Source organism: Streptomyces sp. NPDC046349 (assembly GCF_055587885.1).
The window spans coordinates 64,730-77,306 of the sequence record NZ_JBVJFK010000014.1 but is presented as its reverse complement, the minus strand read 5'-3'; the positions used below and the strand labels follow the sequence as shown (position 1 = coordinate 77,306).

At 69.5% G+C, this 12,577-nt stretch carries 18 protein-coding genes; 4 read left to right on the top strand and 14 right to left on the bottom strand.

Annotated features, from left to right (window positions below; genetic code table 11):
- Nucleotides 1–53: 53 nt before the first annotated feature.
- Together ACZ6JS_RS29415 and ACZ6JS_RS29410 are read right to left on the bottom strand one after the other, a co-directional pair.
- Nucleotides 54–455: an ATP-binding protein gene (locus ACZ6JS_RS29415; RefSeq protein WP_469302368.1), complete on the bottom strand. Its 402-nt coding sequence runs from the start codon at nucleotides 453–455 to the stop codon at nucleotides 54–56.
- An 82-nt stretch (nucleotides 456–537) separates the two neighbouring features.
- Entirely contained in the window at nucleotides 538–918 is a 381-nt protein-coding gene (locus tag ACZ6JS_RS29410) for an STAS domain-containing protein (protein ID WP_469302367.1), read from the bottom strand.
- 184 nt (nucleotides 919–1,102) lie between these two features.
- Here ACZ6JS_RS29410 and ACZ6JS_RS29405 point away from each other — a divergent pair, with 184 nt between their 5' ends.
- On the top strand, nucleotides 1,103–1,999 hold the full coding sequence (locus ACZ6JS_RS29405; RefSeq protein ID WP_469302366.1) for an SDR family NAD(P)-dependent oxidoreductase: 897 nt from the start codon (nucleotides 1,103–1,105) through the stop codon (nucleotides 1,997–1,999).
- 36 nt (nucleotides 2,000–2,035) lie between these two features.
- On the opposite strand, the gene ACZ6JS_RS29400 is transcribed toward ACZ6JS_RS29405, so the two are convergent.
- A complete protein-coding gene (locus ACZ6JS_RS29400; protein ID WP_469302365.1) occupies nucleotides 2,036–2,485 on the bottom strand; it encodes a hypothetical protein in 450 nt (149 codons plus the stop codon).
- 153 nt (nucleotides 2,486–2,638) lie between these two features.
- On the opposite strand from ACZ6JS_RS29400, the gene ACZ6JS_RS29395 reads away from it, so the two are divergent.
- Complete coding sequence (locus ACZ6JS_RS29395) at nucleotides 2,639–2,902, top strand: GlsB/YeaQ/YmgE family stress response membrane protein (RefSeq protein WP_469302364.1); 264 nt, start codon at nucleotides 2,639–2,641, stop codon at nucleotides 2,900–2,902.
- A 35-nt stretch (nucleotides 2,903–2,937) separates the two neighbouring features.
- On the opposite strand, the gene ACZ6JS_RS29390 is transcribed toward ACZ6JS_RS29395, so the two are convergent.
- Genes ACZ6JS_RS29390 through ACZ6JS_RS29355 form a run of 8 tightly spaced genes read right to left on the bottom strand, consistent with a single transcriptional unit; the run spans nucleotide 2,938 to nucleotide 6,717 of the window.
- Nucleotides 2,938–3,342: a gas vesicle protein K gene (locus ACZ6JS_RS29390; RefSeq protein ID WP_469302362.1), complete on the bottom strand. Its 405-nt coding sequence runs from the start codon at nucleotides 3,340–3,342 to the stop codon at nucleotides 2,938–2,940.
- Nucleotides 3,332–3,553: a gas vesicle protein gene (locus ACZ6JS_RS29385; protein ID WP_469302360.1), complete on the bottom strand. Its 222-nt coding sequence runs from the start codon at nucleotides 3,551–3,553 to the stop codon at nucleotides 3,332–3,334. Before ACZ6JS_RS29385 ends, ACZ6JS_RS29390 begins: the two co-directional genes overlap by 11 nt.
- On the bottom strand, nucleotides 3,550–4,413 hold the full coding sequence (locus tag ACZ6JS_RS29380; RefSeq protein WP_469302358.1) for a GvpL/GvpF family gas vesicle protein: 864 nt from the start codon (nucleotides 4,411–4,413) through the stop codon (nucleotides 3,550–3,552). The genes ACZ6JS_RS29385 and ACZ6JS_RS29380 overlap by 4 nt, the downstream gene beginning before the upstream one ends.
- Nucleotides 4,410–4,823 carry a gas vesicle protein gene (locus ACZ6JS_RS29375; protein WP_469302356.1) on the bottom strand — a complete coding sequence of 138 codons (414 nt, stop codon included), beginning with the start codon at nucleotides 4,821–4,823 and terminating at the stop codon, nucleotides 4,410–4,412. The genes ACZ6JS_RS29380 and ACZ6JS_RS29375 overlap by 4 nt, the downstream gene beginning before the upstream one ends.
- A 25-nt stretch (nucleotides 4,824–4,848) precedes the next feature.
- Nucleotides 4,849–5,097, bottom strand: coding sequence for a gas vesicle protein GvpG (locus ACZ6JS_RS29370; protein WP_469302354.1), 249 nt, complete (start codon nucleotides 5,095–5,097; stop codon nucleotides 4,849–4,851).
- A 35-nt stretch (nucleotides 5,098–5,132) separates the two neighbouring features.
- Complete coding sequence (locus ACZ6JS_RS29365; protein WP_469302352.1) at nucleotides 5,133–5,849, bottom strand: GvpL/GvpF family gas vesicle protein; 717 nt, start codon at nucleotides 5,847–5,849, stop codon at nucleotides 5,133–5,135.
- A gap of 3 nt (nucleotides 5,850–5,852) precedes the next feature.
- Nucleotides 5,853–6,311, bottom strand: coding sequence for a gas vesicle structural protein GvpA (locus tag ACZ6JS_RS29360; protein WP_469302350.1), 459 nt, complete (start codon nucleotides 6,309–6,311; stop codon nucleotides 5,853–5,855).
- Nucleotides 6,312–6,339: 28 nt separating this feature from the next.
- Nucleotides 6,340–6,717 (bottom strand): gas vesicle protein GvpO, encoded by a 378-nt coding sequence (locus ACZ6JS_RS29355; protein ID WP_469302349.1) that lies wholly within the window; start codon nucleotides 6,715–6,717, stop codon nucleotides 6,340–6,342.
- Nucleotides 6,718–6,911: 194 nt separating this feature from the next.
- On the opposite strand from ACZ6JS_RS29355, the gene ACZ6JS_RS29350 reads away from it, so the two are divergent.
- Complete coding sequence (locus ACZ6JS_RS29350; RefSeq protein WP_469302348.1) at nucleotides 6,912–7,922, top strand: histone protein; 1,011 nt, start codon at nucleotides 6,912–6,914, stop codon at nucleotides 7,920–7,922.
- A gap of 3 nt (nucleotides 7,923–7,925) precedes the next feature.
- Nucleotides 7,926–9,068, top strand: a complete 1,143-nt coding sequence (locus ACZ6JS_RS29345; RefSeq protein ID WP_469302346.1) for an SRPBCC family protein — start codon at nucleotides 7,926–7,928, stop codon at nucleotides 9,066–9,068.
- Nucleotides 9,069–9,395: 327 nt separating this feature from the next.
- On the opposite strand, the gene ACZ6JS_RS29340 is transcribed toward ACZ6JS_RS29345, so the two are convergent.
- From ACZ6JS_RS29340 to ACZ6JS_RS29330, 3 genes are all read right to left on the bottom strand, one after another.
- Nucleotides 9,396–9,566 (bottom strand): hypothetical protein, encoded by a 171-nt coding sequence (locus ACZ6JS_RS29340; RefSeq protein WP_469302345.1) that lies wholly within the window; start codon nucleotides 9,564–9,566, stop codon nucleotides 9,396–9,398.
- Nucleotides 9,567–9,652: 86 nt separating this feature from the next.
- A complete protein-coding gene (locus ACZ6JS_RS29335) occupies nucleotides 9,653–9,967 on the bottom strand; it encodes a CsbD family protein (protein WP_469302344.1) in 315 nt (104 codons plus the stop codon).
- A gap of 7 nt (nucleotides 9,968–9,974) precedes the next feature.
- A complete protein-coding gene (locus tag ACZ6JS_RS29330) occupies nucleotides 9,975–12,443 on the bottom strand; it encodes a molybdopterin oxidoreductase family protein (RefSeq protein WP_469302342.1) in 2,469 nt (822 codons plus the stop codon).
- Nucleotides 12,444–12,577: the final 134 nt, after the last annotated feature.

Sequence of the window (12,577 nt, the reverse complement as noted above, 5' to 3'; positions counted from 1 at the left end):
CGTGACGCGGCCGGCGAACGCGGCGCGGCGCCCCCGAGCGCCCGCCTCGTGTTTCACGGCGGCAGGGAAAGCGTGGCCCACACCGTCTTGCCGCGGCCGTTGGGCCGGGTGCCCCAGTGCTGGGCGAGGCGGTCGATGAGGAAGATGCCGTGACCACCGACGGCGTCGGGCCGGTGTGAGCGCAGCAGCGGGGGGTCGGGGCTGGGGTCGGTGACGGTGATCTGCAGCAGGCCGTCGTGGTGGGCCAGGGTCAGGCTGCGGATGCCGCCGGCGTGCTTGGCGGCGTTGGAGAGCAGCTCGACCGCGATCAGGAGTGCGTCCTGGCCCCGCTCGAGCAGGCCCCAGTCGGTGAGTGTCTGGCGTACCCAGGCGATGCCCCTATTGCATGCCTCCAAGTCCGCCGTCTCGCCGAGAGCGAGTTCGCGGTGGTGTGCTGCGCAGGGCGGTGGACCCATGGCCGGTCCCGACGGCTGACGTCGTATCGTGCTGTGCACCTGCCCGTCCTCACCCCCGGTACTCCGACGCCGCCCGCACGGATCACGGCCCGTACCGGGCGCTGGCTTCCGCGAAGGTGGAGCAGACGGTGAACGCCCGGGCTGCGCCGGTGACTTCGAGGACGCGGCGGACCGCGGTACTGGGGGAGAGGAGGACGAACGGTACATCGCGGGCGTGCGCGGTGTCCTGCAGGGCGAGGAGCAGATTCAGTCCGGCGGCGGTGAACAGCTCCACCGCATCCAGATCGACCGCCAGCAGCGCCGGACGACACTCCAGTGCCTCGTTCAGAGCCCGGTCGCCGATGGTCTGCGTGCCGGTGTGCAGGTCACCGGCCAGGACGCACACCACGGCGTCGCCGACGCGCAGGGTATCGGTCTTCAGCCCCGGGGCAGGCATCGGAAGGTCCGCCGGGGTCATGCTCATGGCCGCCTCCTCGCCCGGTCCCTCCCACCGTGGCCTTGAGTGGAGTGCCCTCCTGCGGCGGCCGTCCTGGGGTGTTTCCACCGTACGCCCACCGACACCGGGTGCGCTGCCCTGCCCAGTACGGGCCCGCCGGACACTCGTGGGACATAAGTCGGCCGCCCGGGGTGAGAAGCACGGTGTGAGAATGCGTGATGCGGTCGTCGTGGTGACCGGAGCCTCGAGCGGAGTGGGCCGGGCCACCGCCCTGCAGTGCGCGGGGCGCGGGGCCCGCGTCGTACTGGCCGCGCGCAATGCCGCAGTCCTGGGCGCGGTGGGGCGCGAGTGCCTGCGGCGGGGCGGCGAAGGTTACGTCGTCCCCACCGATGTGGCGGACGAGCGGGAGGTCCTGGAGCTGGCCGCTGCCGCCGTGGCGAGGTTCGGCCGCATCGACGTCTGGGTCAATGCGGCAGGGATGGGCATCCCCGCGCCGGTCGTCCGGGCGCCCGCGCGGGACCTGCGGCGGCTGCTCGGCGTCAACGTCCTCGGTGCCGTGCACGGTGCCCGCGCCGCGGTGCCGATCATGCAACTGCAGGGCGGCGGCGTCGTCATCGACGTCGCTTCCCTGGCAGGCACGGCGGTCGAAGAGCTCTACGTGGGCGGTTACGCCATGTCCACGGCAGCGCTGGTCACGTTCGACGAGGTACTGCGCCAGGAACTGGCGTCCGTGGGCGAGCACCGGATCGCGGTCTGCACCATCCTGCCCGGCGACCCGCACGTGCCGTTCTCCCCTCACGCGGACAGCGGCTCAGGCCGTGCCCGGTCCAAGGCGCCCGTCGGCTCTTGCGAACGCGTCGCCCGAGCCGTCGTGCGGACGGCCGTCAGGCCTCGCAGCCGGGTACTCGTGGCGCCGTACGCCGGGCCGATCGACGCTGCGCGCGGGGTGGCGCCCACCCTCCTGCGTCGGGCCGCTGTGTGGCGTACCACCCCGACATACCCAGGTGCGCGCGGCGGTCTGGTGACCCTCGGCCGTCGAGCCGGCAGGGCCGCCGCGATGCTCGTCGTGCGGGCGGCCGTACGCCACCGTGCGAGGCCCCGCCGCTGAACAGGGCGCCGTGTCATCGTGGTCGCCGTTGTCGTCCTACTCCACCACGAGGACCGGAAGTCCCGTTTCCGGGCCGTCCGGGGCGGGCACGACCGCGTGGGACGGGTTGCCGACCGCCTCTTCCCACACGCGGACGTACAGGGCCTTCGCGGCCCAGTCACCCAAATCCGAGGTGTCGGCGCTGTAGGTCTGCCAGGTCTTGCCCCGTTGATCGTCGCGGAGCATCCACATACCCGGCCTCCGGCTCCACACCGTCACGTTGACGCCACGGCGGAGCTCCTGCCTGAAGGGGTTGTCCGGGTCGGCCGGCACGAAGGGGGCCCGCAGCGAAGCCAGCCGTCGCAGGCCCAGGCGGGCGAGCGAATACGCCCTGAGCTCCCCGCCCTCGTGCCCGCTGTCAGGCAGCACCGTGACCGTGGTCCCGCCGAAATCCGTGGCGTCGCACAGCGTCGCCGCGACCCGCACGCCGAGGTTGTCGCCTGCCACGACGCCACCTCCCGACGAGGCGAGCAGCCGGAAAAGAATGCCGTACCCGGCCCCTACCCGCACGTGATTCTCTTATGTCACGGCTGGTAGCGGGTTAGGGATTCGACGTGAGGGAATACGGGTGGCACAGGATTCATGTGAAAGAGGCGTGTCATGGGCATCATCAGCTGGATCGTGCTGGGACTGCTCGCCGGGATCATCGCGAAATTCCTGATGCCGGGCAAGGACCCTGGCGGCTGCATCGTTACGCCGCTGATCGGCATCGCCGGTGGTCTTCTGGGCGGATGGCTGGGGAAAGTCATCTTCGGAGTGGACTCCATCGACGGATTCTTCGAGTTCTCCACCTGGATAGCCGCCATCGTCGGTTCCCTCATCCTCCTCGCCCTCTACCGCCTCGTGGTCCGCGCCAGGGATTGATCCTCGGGACCGGAGACCGGGGAATGCGCGAGTGCCTAATCGCGAGGTGGAAGCAGCGGGCCGAGGGGACCGAGGTCGAGATTGAGGTCCTCCAGGGAGTAGCCGTGTTCGGCGCAGAGGTCGGAAAGGCGGTCGTGGAGGGCGAGCAGAGTGGCTCCGAGCTCTTCCTCCTGCTCGTCCGTGAGGTCGCCGGCGTCCACGCGGCGCAGCGCCTGCCTTTCAATGAGCTGGCGCAGGAGTTCCACGAGCGTGAGAACGAGTTTGAGGAGGTCCTCCCCGACGGTGTCGCGGTCGGCGCGGATGCGGTGCGCGGCGCCGGCGGGTTGTTCCTGGCGCGTCGGGGGCGACCGTACGAGCCGGAAGGCGCGGCCCATCGTCTCCCCGACCTCGTCCAGGCTCCCAGGGCTGCGCGGCGGACGGCGGCGGCTTTCATCGGTCATGTCCGGCCCCGTCCTGTGTCGCGCCGGAGCCCGTCTCCGAGCCGACGGACACGATGAGGGCCCTCAGCGATATGCGGACGAGGTCGATGTCCGCTATGGACAGGACGATGTCGCCGGCGATGACCACGCCGCCGCTGAGGAGCCGGTCCAGCAGATCGACCAGGGCGACCTGGCGGCCGGGAAGCGGTTCGTCGTATCCCGTGAGGCTCACGGCGCGCGCTCGCCCTCGGCCGGCACGGAGGGTTCGGCCGGCGGCATCGCGAAGGAGTACGGCGCCCACGGGCCGGTGAGTTCGATGCGGATCTCGGGGAAGTCCCGAGCGGCCTGCTCGATGGCGGCGCGGAACTGCTGGGCGTCCTCGTCGGGAACCAGGTAGGCGTCATTGAGGACGTTCTCCTGCGGGCCGGTCAGGGCGCCGGTCTGCGGGGCGTGACGTACGCGCTGGGACGCGTAGCGCGCTGCGATCGCATCAAGGGCGGCAGCGGCCCGCTGAGCCCTCTCGTAGGTCCTTTCCCGGGCGTGGTGCTGCACTCTTCGGCGCTGCAGGTATGCCTTGCCGGGCGAGGCGGGTGGGGCCGCCGGGTCCGCCTCGGATCCGGACGCTCCGGCGGACGGCTCCGTCGAGGCGGGCGGCGCGGGCGGCGGGAGGTAGATCTTGACGCCGTACTCGGTGTGGGCGTCGAGCGCGACCATGCGCTGGGCGAAGGTCCTGCACTGCTCGCCGAGGGCTTGCCGGGCGCGGGGGTCGTCCTGGTACACGGTGGCCATCCGCAGCGGCAGGACCGTTGCCTCGGCGGCCACGGCCTGTACGACTTCGTGGTGGGCACGGGCGACCTCCTCGAGCCACTCCAGGTCTTCGAAGTGGGCTTTGAGGGCGGACTCGTTGAAGGCCTGGTGAGGTACGTGGCTTATGACGAAGGCCAGGGGGGCGGGACTGCTGTCGCCGGCCTCGGTCAGCAGCGTCACGGGGGCGTGATCGACGCCGCGGAGGCCCGGGAGGAGTGCCGTCAGGCGCTCGGTCCGCCGGGCGACGGCGTAGACGTAGGTGAGGGGTTCACGGCCTGTGCTCACTGGGGACGCTCCCGTGCCGTGGGGCCGGACGGGTCGCGTCGCTCTCCGCTGCGCTCTGGAGGTGGCGCCCCGTCTGCCCGGTCCCGGCGGAGAGCCTCCAGCTCGGCGCGCAGGCGGCGGTTCTCCTGCTCCAGTGGGCTGCCGGTGTGGCGGGACGACAGAGAGGGGTCGTGTTCCCACCAGTCGATGCCCATTTCCTTCGCCTTGTCCACGGACGCGATCAGGATCCGGAGTTTAATGGTCAACAGCTCGATGTCGAGCAGGTTGATGCGGATGTCACCAGCTATGACGATGCCCTTGTCCAAGACCCGCTCGAGGATGTCCGCAAGGCTCGATGACGAACTGCTCCCGTAGGGCATCGGGGCGCGGGAAGGGAAGGCTCCGAACCGGTCGGGAAGGGGTTCGGTCACGATGGCGGCCTCGTTTCTTCGGCGGTCATGACATGCCGCGGCGGAATTCTTCGATCTCGGACAACCGATCGAGCAATTCGTTCTCCCGGAGGTCGAACTCCTCCTGGTCGATGTCCCCTCGCAGCAGACGCTGCTCCAGGTCGCCGAGTTCTCGCCAGATCGGGGCGGGGTCGTAGTACTCCTCCTCGGCCTGTTCGACGACCCGCTGGGCGACCCAGGTGACCGCTCGGACCGGCGCGGCGGGAAGTGTCAGCAGATAGGTCAGCAGTCCCATGGTGTCCTCCCTTCGGGAGAGTGGGCGGACGGTGCCTACACGAAGCTGTACGGGGGCAGGGGGCCGGTGAAGCGGAGGCCGACGCCGCCGCCGATCTCGCGGACCAGGTTCGCCTGCGCCGTCAGGAGGTCCTCCTTCTGCTCTTCGGGCACGAGGAGCGAAAGGTTGAGGAAGTCGCTTCCCGTGGGCGGGTGGGCGAGGTGTTCGCGAGCGAAGGGCAGGAGCGCCTGCACGAGGCCGGCGGCGAGAGACTCCTGCCGGGCCTCGACCTCGCGCGCCACCATCTCACCGAGTGCGAGCGGCAGCTGTGGGTCCGGTTCCCCCGCGCGGATCCGCTCGTTGAGCTCCCTGGCCTGGGGGGAGTCCTGAAGGATCTGTTGGAGCAGCGGCTCCTCATCTTCCTGGGACGCCCGCAGGTGGTACTCGGCGCAGCCGTCGAGCCGCTCGAGCGCGGCGAGGTAGCCGCCGGCGTTCGTATCCAGTACGTCCCGAACGGCGTCCTCGTCAGAAGCGATGTAGCCGAACTGCAGAGGCAGAATGGGGCCGTCGGCCATCAGGCGTTCTTGGACCTCCTGGTGCGCGAGGAGGTCTCGGCGTTTGGGCCGGATCTCCTCCGATATGTCGCTGACGACTGCACTCAGGGGTCCGGCTGTGACCGACCGCAGAGGTGCCGGTCGTGCGCCCACTCCGTTCAGGCCGTCGAGGCGCCGGGGGTGGCCCTCGCCGGCGATCGAGTACACGTAAAGTGCCATCGCTCACTCCTTCTCCCGGCGTACCGGGCGCCGGGCAGGGCGCCGCCGCCTGGGAGCCTCTTCTTCCTCCACCTCCTCCTCCGGCTCCTCTTGACGGGACTTCTTTCCCGTCAAGGAGTCCGTAACCGCGTCGACGGCCCCGCTCAGGGCGCCCTTGGACTTGCCCCGGGCACCGCCTTCCACCATCTTCCCCACGACATCGGGCAGCTGAGCAGGGGCGTTGCGGCCGGCTTCCAGATCGAGCCGGTTGCAGGCCTCGGCGAAGCGGAGGTAGGTGTCGACACTCGCCACCACGATGCGTGCATCGATCTTGATGAGCTCGATGCCGACGACGGAGATGCGGACGAATACGTCGATGACCAGACCGCGGTCGAGGATGAGTTCCAGGACGTCGTAGAGGCTGCTCGTGTTGCCGCCGCCTCCTCGGGCGATGGCGCTGCCGCCCTGCGGCACCATGGTCATGGCGCCTCCTTCCATCGGTGGCCTGTTCTCACGTCGGCCGGTCGATCATTCCTCGGGTGTAGCGGCGGGTGCGTTCGTAGGAGATCAGCTCGCCGTCCTCGTCCAGAACGACTCTGTAGCTGGCCATGACGCTTGTCGTGTCCGGGATGCGCTCCAGCTCCACGACCTCCACCTGGGCCACCCAGCCGTCCTCACCCGGTTTCAGCGAAGAGACCGAGTCGGGCGGACGGCCGAGGAGCTGGGCCAGCTGCTCGGCCGCCGACCGCATCGCCGACGCGGCGCTGCGCACGCCTGCACGCGGCCTGGAGCCGGCTCGTCGGGAGGGCTGCCGGTCCTGCTCTTCGCCTTCGCCACCGCCGGTGCGCGGAGTGCGCCGCCGCGGGTGTGCGGGTTCTGCTGCGGTCATGTACCACTCCTGTGGACGTCCGCCTTCTAGAGACAAGAATGTCACTAAATCTGCGCATAAGTCCGGGATCGGGGGCAGGAGCCTTTCAGGACCGCCCGAGCAGGACTGATTCGCCGGCCGGCAGAGGAGGACGTCCCGACGCATCGGCGTCGGGGCGGTGACAGGTCCGCGGCCCCCGGCCAAAGGGGATGATCATGCAGGACACGACCAAGATTGCGCTCGCAGCCGCGCTGGCTGGGGGCTACGTACTCGGCCGAGCGAAGAAGGGCCGTATGGCTTTTGCCGCGGCGACCTACCTTGCCGGCCGTCGGTTCGGCCTCGAGCCGGAACAACTCCTGAGACAGGGCCTCGCCAAAGTCAAGGAGATGCCCCAGTTCGCGGACCTCAGCGACCAACTGCGTGGCGAGGCCCTCGATGCCGGCCGCCAGGCTCTGAGCGCCGCGGCCAACCGCCAGCTCGCCAGCTTCGCCGACTCCCTGCACGAGCGCACGCTCGAGTTGGCGCGGGGCGGCCGGCGGGACGAGGACGAAGACGAAGAACCCTACGAGGACGAGGCGGAGTACGAGGAAGGGGACGAGGAGGACGAGGACTACCCCGAACCCGAGGAAGAAGAGGAAGAGGAAGAGGAAGAAGAGGAACAACCGGAGGAAGCGGTAGAGGAGGAGCCGGAGGAAGAAGCGGAGGAGGAGCCGGAGGAGGAAGCGGAAGAGGACGAGGAAGAAGAAGGGGCAGAGGGAGAAGAGGAGGAGGCGGAGGAGGAAGAGGAGAAGCCCGCACGGCGTCGCCCGGCCCGTCGTCGCGCCGCTCCGAGCCCTGCCGCACGCCCTCGTAGAACCGAGCAGCGGCCCAGTCCCGGCAAGAAGACTGCGGCGTCCAGGAAAACCACTACCGCCAAGCAGGCCGCTCCCGAGAAGAAGGCGAGCGCGAAGAAGGCGACCGCGAAGAAGACCGCTGCGAAGAAGACGGCTGCGAAGAAGACGGCGAGTGGAGGGTCGGCCGCAAAGGCGCCACCCAAGAAGACGGCTTCCAAGGCCGCATCTTCCAGGCCCGCCGCGAAGAAGTCCAGCACGGCGGCCCCCAGGAAGCGGACCGCGGGCCAGAGCGCGCCGCGCAAGACGGCCGCCAAGAAGGCCTCGAGCCGCAGCCCCGCACGCAAGACGGCCGCCAAGAAGACGGCGTCCCGCAAGCAGTCCGCGCGGAGGTAGGCCATGGCAACCTCAGACCGCGACAGTGCCAAGGAATCACCCTCGGGGCTGGACCAACTGCTCAACGAGGTGTCCCAATACCTCGCCGCCCAGGCGGAACAACTGGCCGGGAAGGCGACCGACAAGCTCGGTGACCTCACCGACCAGCTCTACGACGTGGCCGACAACGGTGGCAAGCTCTCGGACGTAGGGGGCATAGGCGCACGGCTGCTCAAAGGAGACTCGCCCCTGAAAGCCATCGCCGGCCAGACCATGGGAAACCTGAAGGACAAGGTGACCGACACCGCATCCCAGGTCTTCGGCAAGGGCCGAGGCCGCAAGGGAAGTGGTGGCAAAGTCGTCAACATCGTCGAGGCGATGGACATAGGCCTGCCGCTGCGTACGACGTACGACCACTGGACGCAGTACGAGAACTTCAGCAGCTTCACCAAGGGCGTGCGCGACGTTTCCCGTAATGACGACACCACCAGTGACTGGAAGGTCAAGGTCGGCCCGTCGACCCGCGGTTGGAAAGCGACCGTCCAGGAGCAGATACCCGACGACCGCATCGTGTGGAGTTCCGAAGGAGCCAAGGGCACCACCCGCGGCTGTGTGAGCTTCCACGAGCTTGCTCCGTCCTTGACCCGCATCGTCATCGTCGTCGAATACCACCCTGCGGGCCTCTTCGAGAAGACGGGCAACATCTGGCGGGCTCAGGGCCGGCGCCTGCGCCTGGACCTCAAGCACTTCCTGCGCTACGCCACTTTGAACACCGAGGAACCAGAGGGTTGGCGCGGCGAGATCCGGGACGGCGAAGTCGTCCGCACCCACGAAGAAGCGCTCGAGGCCGAAGAGGAAGAACAAGGTCCCGACGAGCAGGGTGACGACGAGGACGGCTTCGAAGACGAGTACGACGAAGAGGAATACGGGGAAGGAGAAGAACCGGACGCATACGAGGAAGACTCCGGCTATGCCGAAGAGCCTCAGGAGGAGGCGGCAGAGGGACAGGCCGACGAGGACGAGGACGGCGGCGAGGAAGAGGACGAGGACGAGGGCGAATACGAGGACGAATACGAGGATGAGGGCGACGGCGACGGCGAGGACGAGGACGAGGATGAGGAAGAGACCTCCCGTCCCCGTGGTCGACGCGTCCGCCAGGCAGCCTGAGCCGGCTGGCAAGGAGGCTTCGTCATGTCCACCGTGAACCGGCGCCTGCGGCGCGTCAGACGTAGGAGGCGCAGACGCCGGTTCCTTGCCCGCTGGAGCCCTCGATCCGTCGTCCGCCGGATGCTCATGCGCATGGGCGTGTGGGGGGCGCGCCTGACGTTCTGGGGAATGCGTCTGGCGGTACGGCGTCTGGTGCGCGCCATATTCTGATGCGCTCCGGGCGTGCGCGGCCGGCGGCCGACCGAGCCCGGGTCGACCTGGAGGAACCCACCGGTCAACGACCGGGGCATCGGTCGGCCGACGTGCGCGACAGGTGGCTCGGAAGGGTCAGTGGAACTTGTCCTTGCCCTTTTCCTTCAGCCGTCGCGCCTCTCCTCGAGATTCCAGAGCCGCGCCCTTGGCCGCCAGGGTTTCCTTTCCCATTGCGTGGGCCGTCTTCCTGACCGCCTTTCCGGCAGCTCGCTCGATTTCGGCTTTTGCCTTCTCCCTCATGCTCATCACGCCGCTCCTTCCGACGAGTGCCGGCAGGACGCGCGTCCTGCCGGCACTCCCACACGCCACGGCACCCGATGCCCGGCAAAGGGTCAGTGCTTGAACGTGTCCTTCGCCTTCTGTGCAGTCTGCTTCGCGTCGCCCGCGATCTGCTCGCGCCGGCCCTTCATCTCAAGACTCTCGTTGCCGACAGCCTTTCCCGTGGTCTCCTTGACTTTTCCCTTGCTCGCCTTGGCCGCGTGCTTCATCTTCTTGCCTGCGCCCATGCCTCTCACCTCCACCGTCGCTTGACACCGGGCTTTTACCCGTAATCGCGACAAAAACGCCCAATTCGGTTCGTCATCCTTGCGCCGCAGGAGCGCCCGGATCACGGCATGCGCCTGCGGATCGCTGGTCCGAAGCCGCACGTGCAGGTCAGTCCTCGGCCGGGTGCGACCGGGTGCGCAGCTTTCCACTGCCGGGGCCGTCGGACGGGGCCGGGCCGCCACGCACCGGCCCGGATGCCGCGGTCGTGGGGGCGGGGGCTGGGCCGGGCAGCTTCGACACCCGCGTGACGCGCGCGGCGCCTGTCTTGAACAGCGGCTGTTTGGAAGCCGGATCCCAGGACGTGGGCGTGAGTTCGTTGGCCGCTCGGTGGTGGCCGTCCTGCCCCGGCGCGTCCCAATAGCCGTAGTGGAACGGCAGGAAGACCACGCCCTCCCGGATACCCGTCACATGGACCCGCGCCCGGACGGAGCCGCGCCGGGTGGACACCTCGGCGAGGTCGCCCTCGCCGAGGCCGGCGGCCGCGGCGTCCGCTTCGGACATCTCGATCCACATGTCCGGTGCGGCGCCACGCAGTTCGGGAACGCGGCCGGTACGCGTGCGGGTGTGGAACTGGTACAGGGTGCGCCCGGTGGTGAGCCACAGCGGATGATCGGCGTCGGGCGGTTCGGGCGGAGGAAGACAGGCGGCTGCGCGCAGGACTGCCTTGCCGTCCGGGTTGAGGGAACGGTAGGCCTCGGCATCGAGCGCGGCCCCCGTGAGGAGGTCGCGACCGTAGCTCTCGCAGTCGTCGGGACGGCTGCGGAAGTCGCCCTGGGTGTAGAGGCGTTCGGTGCCCCCTGGCTGTTCGGCGGTGCAGGGCCACTGGACTCCGCCCCGTTCGCTCAGCAGGCCGTAGCTCAGTGCGCTGTAGTCGCAAGGGCGCCCGCGGCTGCAGTCCTTCCATGCCTCGAAGACTTCCTCGGGGGCCTGCCAGGGCAGGAGCGGCGCGCCCGAGAGGTCACGCAGGTCCATCCGGGTGGCGAAGTCCAGGAAGATGTCGAGGTCGGGGCGTGCGCCGCCGGGAGGGTCGACCGCCTTGAGTGAAAGGTGGACCGTACGGTCGGCGTTGGTGAAGGTGCCGGTCTTCTCACCCCAGCCGGCGGCGGGCAGCACCACGTCGGCGAATGCGGTGGTCTCCGTCGGGAAGAGGTCCTGGACGACGAGGAAGAGGCCGTCGCGGCCGAGCACCGAGCGGATGCGCTCCAGGTCCGGCAGGGACACGGCGGGGTTGGTCCCGCAGACCCACAGCATGCGCAGCGAGCCCTCTTCGGCGAGGCGGATCATCTGCATGAGGTGGGTGGGCGGCCCGTCGTGCGGGATGCGCTCCGGCGGGACGTTCCAGATCCTGGCGAGCTCCCTGACGTGCTGGGGGTTGGCCCAGTTGCGGAACCCGGGCAGGTCGCCGTCCGCTCCGCATTCGCGGGTGTTCTGGGCGGTGGGCTGGCCGTTCATCTGCAGGACACCGCAGCCGGGCCGTCCGAGCATGCCGCGGATCAGGTGCAGGTTGTTGACCTGGACGGCGGCCGCTGTCGCCTGGTGTGACTGGTAGAAGCCCTGGAGGACGGTGGACAGCAGCCGTTCGGCCTGGCCGAGCAGGCGGGCTGCGGCACGGATCTGCTCCGGGGGCACCCCGGTGGCCGCAGCGGCGGCCTCGGGAGGGAAGAGGGCCACCTGCCGTTCGAGAGCGTCGAAGCCGACGACGTGCGCCTGGATGTACTCCCGGTCCGTCCGGCCGCTCGCGATCACCTCGTGCAGCAGTCCGTTCATGAGCGCGAGGTTGGTGCCCGGTCTCGGTTGCAGGTGGACGGTGGCCGCTTCGGACACCGGCCCGGGACGGGGGTCCACGCACAGCAGGACGGGCGGGTCCGGTCCGGCGAGACGGTCCAGGACCCGACTCCAGGAGACGCTCTGGGTCTCGGCCATGTTGTGCCCGAACAGCGCGATGGTGTCGGCATGGTCGATGTCGGCGTACGACCCGGGCTGGCCGTCGCAGCCGAAGGACTCCTTGAGGGCCTCGGCGGCGGTCGACGTGCACAGACGGGTGTTCCCGTCGAGGTGCTTGGTGCCCAGCCCGCCGCGAGCGAGGACGGCCAGCGCGTAGTACTCCTCCAGGAACAACTGGCCGCTGGTGTAGAAGCCGATCGACGACGGGCCGGGCCCGTCGAGGAGCGCGCGGGTCCGGTCGACGATGCGGCCCAGGGCGGTGTCCCAGTCGACCGGCCGCCGGATGCCGTTCTCCCGGACCAGCGGGCGCGTCAGCCGGTCCGGCGAGCCCACGGCCTTCCATCCGTACAGGTCCTTGGGATCGAGGCGGCCTCGGTTGACCCGGTCGCCGGCCACCCCGCGGACACCGACGAGCCGGCCGTCGCGGACGGCGAGTTCCATCGCGTCGCCGTTTGAGTGAAGGTTCGAGGCGGTCGGAACCCACCGGTCGACTCGGTCGCAGCGATCGCCTCCGGCGCTCTCCGGCAGGTACGAGTCGACGCGAACCGGCCAGCGGTCCCCGCGCCCGTACGGGGTCCTGCGGCCCCACGGGTCGTCGATCCGGTCTGGATCCGGCTCGGATTCCTTGGACACGCCCGGCACCTGCCCCCGAGGCGGGCTTCCCATGCCCGGCGGGCCGGGCAGGAATGGCTGTCCCGCCGAGGCAGCCGGAAGTACGGGCCTCCGCCCAGGGCCCAGGTCCCGGTACACGGGCCGCGTCAAGGCGC

Excerpts from the sequence above, each read along its gene's own strand:
- ACZ6JS_RS29345 (WP_469302346.1), top strand. The coding sequence starts at position 7,926 with ATGGCAACCTCAGACCGCGACAGTGCCAAGGAATCACCCTCGGGGCTG.
- ACZ6JS_RS29395 (WP_469302364.1), top strand. The coding sequence starts at position 2,639 with ATGGGCATCATCAGCTGGATCGTGCTGGGACTGCTCGCCGGGATCATC.
- ACZ6JS_RS29370 (WP_469302354.1), bottom strand. The coding sequence starts at position 5,097 with ATGGGACTGCTGACCTATCTGCTGACACTTCCCGCCGCGCCGGTCCGA.
- ACZ6JS_RS29415 (WP_469302368.1), bottom strand. The coding sequence starts at position 455 with ATGGGTCCACCGCCCTGCGCAGCACACCACCGCGAACTCGCTCTCGGC.
- ACZ6JS_RS29340 (WP_469302345.1), bottom strand. The coding sequence starts at position 9,566 with ATGAGCATGAGGGAGAAGGCAAAAGCCGAAATCGAGCGAGCTGCCGGA.
- ACZ6JS_RS29350 (WP_469302348.1), top strand. The coding sequence starts at position 6,912 with ATGCAGGACACGACCAAGATTGCGCTCGCAGCCGCGCTGGCTGGGGGC.
- ACZ6JS_RS29410 (WP_469302367.1), bottom strand. The coding sequence starts at position 918 with ATGAGCATGACCCCGGCGGACCTTCCGATGCCTGCCCCGGGGCTGAAG.
- ACZ6JS_RS29360 (WP_469302350.1), bottom strand. The coding sequence starts at position 6,311 with ATGACCATGGTGCCGCAGGGCGGCAGCGCCATCGCCCGAGGAGGCGGC.
- ACZ6JS_RS29365 (WP_469302352.1), bottom strand. The coding sequence starts at position 5,849 with ATGGCACTTTACGTGTACTCGATCGCCGGCGAGGGCCACCCCCGGCGC.
- ACZ6JS_RS29390 (WP_469302362.1), bottom strand. The coding sequence starts at position 3,342 with ATGACCGATGAAAGCCGCCGCCGTCCGCCGCGCAGCCCTGGGAGCCTG.
- ACZ6JS_RS29405 (WP_469302366.1), top strand. The coding sequence starts at position 1,103 with ATGCGTGATGCGGTCGTCGTGGTGACCGGAGCCTCGAGCGGAGTGGGC.
- ACZ6JS_RS29355 (WP_469302349.1), bottom strand. The coding sequence starts at position 6,717 with ATGACCGCAGCAGAACCCGCACACCCGCGGCGGCGCACTCCGCGCACC.